General features: G+C 69.4%; 5 protein-coding genes. 1 reads left to right on the top strand and 4 read right to left on the bottom strand.

The annotated features are described in order from the left end of the window. Positions 1-126: 126 nt before the first annotated feature. The 3 genes from ACZ7IB_RS48585 to ACZ7IB_RS48575 form a co-directional block, all read right to left on the bottom strand. Complete coding sequence (locus tag ACZ7IB_RS48585) at positions 127-456, bottom strand: L-rhamnose mutarotase (RefSeq protein WP_329838102.1); 330 nt, start codon at positions 454-456, stop codon at positions 127-129. A 182-nt stretch (positions 457-638) separates the two neighbouring features. Next, positions 639-1,682, bottom strand: coding sequence for an enolase C-terminal domain-like protein (locus tag ACZ7IB_RS48580; protein ID WP_470921746.1), 1,044 nt, complete (start codon positions 1,680-1,682; stop codon positions 639-641). Positions 1,683-1,712: 30 nt separating this feature from the next. Next, positions 1,713-2,489 carry a FadR/GntR family transcriptional regulator gene (locus ACZ7IB_RS48575; RefSeq protein WP_470921744.1) on the bottom strand — a complete coding sequence of 259 codons (777 nt, stop codon included), beginning with the start codon at positions 2,487-2,489 and terminating at the stop codon, positions 1,713-1,715. A 425-nt stretch (positions 2,490-2,914) separates the two neighbouring features. Here ACZ7IB_RS48575 and ACZ7IB_RS48570 point away from each other — a divergent pair, with 425 nt between their 5' ends. Then, positions 2,915-4,084, top strand: coding sequence for a Gfo/Idh/MocA family protein (locus ACZ7IB_RS48570; RefSeq protein ID WP_470921743.1), 1,170 nt, complete (start codon positions 2,915-2,917; stop codon positions 4,082-4,084). A gap of 106 nt (positions 4,085-4,190) precedes the next feature. On the opposite strand, the gene ACZ7IB_RS48565 is transcribed toward ACZ7IB_RS48570, so the two are convergent. Continuing rightward, positions 4,191-4,865 (bottom strand): hypothetical protein, encoded by a 675-nt coding sequence (locus ACZ7IB_RS48565; protein WP_470921742.1) that lies wholly within the window; start codon positions 4,863-4,865, stop codon positions 4,191-4,193. Positions 4,866-5,150 lie beyond the last annotated feature (285 nt).

The following is a 5,150-nucleotide window of genomic DNA, read 5'->3' as shown; positions in this document are numbered from 1 at the left end:
CGACTCGATGATTGCCTTCGGTGACATGTCGCAGGCAGGGAGCGGGGGCCGGGGGGGGGGGGGGGGGGGGGGGGGGCCCCCCCCCCCCCCCCCCCCCCCCCCCCCCCCCCCCGCTTGCCCCTGATGTCACTCGAGATGGAAGACCTCTTCGGCAGGTGCCCACCACTCGCCGTCTCCGACACTGTCCAGTGGCTGCTGGCAGGGGTCGGTACGGGCCCACCAGTCCCGGGTGACCGGGCACTCGGCGATGAGCGCGGTGTCGGCCGCGTAGTCCTCGCCGGTGTACTCGAGGTAGCTGAAGAGCAGCCCGTCACGCAGGAAGATCGAGTAGTTGCCGATGTGGGCGCGCTTGAGGGTCGCGAGGACCTCGGGCCAGGCCGCCGCGTGCAAGGCGCGGTATTCCGCCTCGAGTTCCCCACGCAGGCGTATGACCGAGGCGTAGCGTTGCACGGGTATGGTGTGGCTCCTTTCCACGAAGCGCTGAGGCGCCGAGGCGCTGAGGCGTTGAGGCGTTGAGACGCCGAGGCGTTGAGACGCCGAGGCGTTGAGGCGTTGAGACGCCGAGGCGTTGAGACGTTGGAACCTGAGACATCGTCAAGGACGTGCCGGAGCCGCCCTCTTGGTTCGCTCAGAAGTCGTCACCAGCCCGGTTGATCGAAGCCGATGCCGGGGGCCGACGGCGCCCGCACCAGCCCGTCGGCACCGACCGCCGGCTCGCGCTGTACGGGGTTGGTGTACACGAGGGACTCGTAGTAGGTGGTGTTGGGGATCGCCATGCACAGGTGGGCGTTGACCACTCCGCTGCCGTGCACCTCGGCCCGCAGGTTGTAGCTCTCGGCCAGGTGCGCGATGCGCAGGGCTCCGGTGATCCCGCCTTTGAGCTGCGCGCTGGTGCGGACCCGGCTCGCCGCGCCCGCCATGATGAAGTCACCAGCGTTGAAATGCGCGCCGTCGGAGGTCTCCGCGACCAGCAGCGGAATGTCGACCTGTTCGGCCAGCCACCGGTGGGCGGTCACGCTGAACTCGCGCATCGGCTCCTCGTACCACAGGTAGTCCGCCTCGGACAGTGCGCGGCCGAGGTACACCGAGTCCGCGAGGTCGAACCCGGCCGAGCCGTCGTACATGAGCGGGACGTCGTCACCGACGTGGGCCCGCAGCTTCTGGCACAGGCCCGCGTCGGCTCGCGGGTCTCCCCACGCGTGCAGCTTGATGGCGGAGTAGCCGAGCTCCAGACACTGGTCGGCCACATCGAGGTACTCCTCGACGCTGCCGAAGGTGACCGTGCTCGCGTAGGCGGGGATGGCCTCGCGGTAGGGGCCGAGCAGCCGGTGGACCGGCTGCCCGGCCGCGAGGCCGGCCAGATCCCACAGCGCTACGTCGACCAGGCCGAGCGCGTAGATGGGGAGTTCCTCTATGCGGTCCAGCTCCCACAGGCGGTGCCACAGCAGCTCGCGCATCAGCGGGTCGCGGCCGAGCAGGTCCTCACGTATACGGCGGTTCACCAGATCGGCGACGATCAGCCCACGTCTCGTGTGCGCCTCGCCCACCAGGCCTTCGTCCGTGTGGACCCGCAGGATCCCGCCCACGACCGCCGGCTCCGATCCGGGCAGCCCTGCCCGCCACCGGAAGGGCGGCTGAGCGGGCAGATCGACCAGTTCCACAGTCACGTCGGTGATTCGCATGGGTGTCCTTCATGGGTGGTGGTGTGGGGTTCAGGCGTTGGGGTGGCCCGGGGCGATGCGGTGCCGGATCTCTCGTTGGAACTGGTGGGTGGTCCGGTCGATGTGGTGGGCCATGAGGGTGTGCGCGTGCGTGGGTTCGCCGGTGGCGACGGCGTGGGCGATGGCTTCGTGCTGGGCGGCGGCGTCGCGCAGGGAGCCGCCCGCGAGGCCGGCCAGTCCTATGGCGGTGACCTGGTGTTGCAGGCGACGCAGGGTGTCGATGGTGGCGGCGAAGAAGGCGTTGTTGGTGGCTGTGGCGATGGCGGTGTGGAAGGTGTCGTCGGCGTGGCTGAAGGCGTCGATGTCGTCCTGCCGGGCGGCCCGGGTGGACTGGTGGGCGGCCGCGCGGACGGCTTTGACCTGGGCGGGGGTGGCGCGTTCGGCGGCCAGGCGGGCGGTGGTGGTTTCCAAGTGGCGTCGGAATTCGAAGAGTTCGTCGACCTGACGCAGATCGGCGGGCAGGAAATGGGTCAGGGAGTGCTGCCAGGAGGACTGGTCGGGCTGGGCGACGTAGATGCCGCGGCCCTTGTGCACGGACAGCCGGCCCAGCGCGGAGAGGATCTTCACCGCCTCGCGGACCACGGTCCGGCTCATCCCCACCCGGTCGGCCAGGTCCTGCTCGGTGGGCAGCCGGGCGCCGGGCCCCAGGCCGGCCAGGACGAGGTACTCGAGGATGCGTTCGGCCGCGACCTCGTAGCCGGGACGGTAACCGGCCGCGTCGCCCGGGGGTTGCGGCGCGGGTGCGGTGCTGCGGGCTGCGCGGGTCAACGGCGCTCCCCTTTCACGTCGATCCACTTCTCCGTCGATCCATGTCACGGCGGTCCGGACAGTACGGCGGTCCACGTCGGGCGTGAGGTCGCCGAGCGACGCAGAGACGCGCCATTTGCGATATGTTTCTGATATATCAGCCAATCCGGGGTCAGTGAATCACATTCAAACTCTTGACGCCAGGATCCGGCGAGCTCAGACTCGTTCCGTCCCGCACCGACCGCCTCACCCCACCTCCCACCGGGGCAACATCCTTCTCCGCCCGGCCGAAGCACCCCTGAGAGCGCGGCCGCCCTGGCGATCGGCACCATCCCGACCCCCTCAGAATCAGGCACAAACCCACCATGCAACCGGATATGTTCCAGATCTATCATCCGGTCATCCTCGCCCTGCTGGGGTCGAAACCTTCTGAAAGGGCAAGCACCTTGGACGACATCAGGCTCGGCGTCATCGGCCTGGGTAATCGCAGCGACCTGGCCGATCTGGCCCACCAGCCCGGATCGGGCTCACTGGTGGCCGCCGCCTGCGACCGCGACCGACAGTTGCTGACGCGCGCCGAACAGCGATTCGGCACCCAGGTGCGGACCTCCGCGGATCACCACGAGCTGCTCGACGCGGGACTCGACGGCGTGCTGGTGCTGACTCCGGACCACACGCACGAGGAGATCGGCCTGGACTTCCTTCAGGCCGGTGTACCGGTGTTCCTGGACAAACCGATGGCGATCACCACCGAGGGGTGTGACCGGCTGCTCGCGGCTGCTCACCGGCATCGGACCCCGCTGTACGTGGGCCACAACATGCGCCACATGCCGGTCGTGGTGGCCATGCGTGAACTGATCACCAAGGGGGCGATCGGCGAGGTCAAGGCCATCTGGTGCCGCCATTTCGTCGGCCACGGCGGGGACTTCTACTTCAAGGACTGGCACGCCGACCGACGCCTCACCACCGGCCTGCTGCTGCAGAAGGGCGCGCACGACATTGATGTCATCCATTGGCTGGCCGGCGGCTACACCCGGCGGGTGAACGCCATGGGCGGGCTGACGGTCTACGGGGACATCGACTCACACCGCGACCGCAGCGGGGAGCGGATGACCGAGTGGCTGTCGACGGAGAACTGGCCGCCACTCAGCCAGACCGGTCTCCACCCGGTGGTGGACGTGGAGGACCTGAGCATGATGCAGATGCAGCTGGACAACGGAGTTTTCGCGAGCTACCAGCAGTGTCACTACACCCCCGACTACTGGCGCAACTACACGGTGATCGGCACCGAGGGGCGCCTGGAGAACTTCGGCGACTCGGAGGGAGCGGAGGTCCACGTGTGGAACCGCCGCTCCGACGGCCGCGCCGAGGCCGATCTGGTGGTGCCCGTGCACACACCGACCGGCACGCACGGGGGCGCCGATCCCGCGCTGATGGCGGAATTCCTGCGGTTCGTACGGGACGGCGGAGCCACCGTCACCTCGCCCGTCGCGGCCCGCGAAGCGGTGGCCGCCGGCTACGCGGCCACCATGTCGTTGCGGGACGGCGGCCTGGCCGTCGAGGTCGCGGCCCCGGACCGGGAGTTGGCCGCGTACTTCGGGCACGGCCAGAGCTGATTCAGACAGGCGGAAGCCGGCGGAATCCCGTCGGCCCTCCGGGACTCGCTTCAGGTGGCTCCGGTCCGGAAGGAATACGGACCGGAGCCACTTGGCAGTCCGGAGGTCAGTCGGTCGGGCCCAGATCCGGGGCGTCGCAGAGCTCGATCCGCTCGCCCGGCCGGTGCAGTTCCAGGATCACGAGTTCATTTCGGCCGGCCCGCCACACCGGGGCGGGGGCGTACAGGGTGCGCTGGGGTCCGCGGTCCCAGTAACGGCCGAGGGCGAAGCCGTTCAGCCACACCTGGCCCTTGGTCCAGCCCGGCAGGGCCAGGAAACCGTCGGCCGGTTCCGGTACCTGCAGCGTCGCACGGTGAAAGGCCGGGCCCTCGACGTGTTCGACGGCCCCGAACCGCAGGCCTGCCAGATCGGTCAGCGGGAGGGGGCGAATCCCCCAGTCGAACCGGTACTGGCCGTCGATCCGGACGCCGCCGCTGATGCCCTTGCGATCCTCCAGCAAGGGGCCGTAGTTGATCCGTCCCATGTTCTCCACCAGCAGGTCGAGTTCGGCACCGGTGTCGGGGACGTTGATCGGCAGCGCGTCGAGCGACCCTGTCCGCTCCAGGACGCCCAGCGGCACTCCGTCGAGGAACACCTGGGCCCGGTCCGCGAGGCCGTGCACGCGCAGGGTCGAGTCGGGGAAGGAGCCACGGAGCCACGTGCGGTAGTGGATCAGCCCCAGTGACTGGCCCAGCACCTCCATCGGTTCCGGTGAGAGCCGCTGCCGAGGAGTGGAGAGCACGTCGAGGCGGGGGGTCGGGGGTGTGGATGGAGGAGGCCTCGTCGGGGGATCCGCTCTGCGCAATCCCCGGAAGAAGGCGGAAAGGGGTCCGGCCGACCTGCGCGAAGTGGTGCCGGCCGTACAGCGGGAAGCCGCTCAGCGTCGTGCCGCCGCCCGCTGGACGGTGGCCGGGGCCCGAGGGGCATGCGGGGCTAGGCCCAATACCGGTGATTTAGGTCTTTTTCCGGGAGGTTGGGGCTGGTTTGGTGGGTCCGACGAGGGTGACGACTGGGGTGTCCGGCCGGG

This window comes from Streptomyces sp. NPDC037301 (genome assembly GCF_055602785.1).
Note: the sequence above shows the minus strand (reverse complement) of the source record. Positions and strands in the feature narration are given on the sequence as shown.

Coding starts and splice junctions, on each gene's coding strand:
- ACZ7IB_RS48580 (WP_470921746.1), bottom strand. CDS start 1,682: ATGCGAATCACCGACGTGACTGTGGAACTGGTCGATCTGCCCGCTCAG.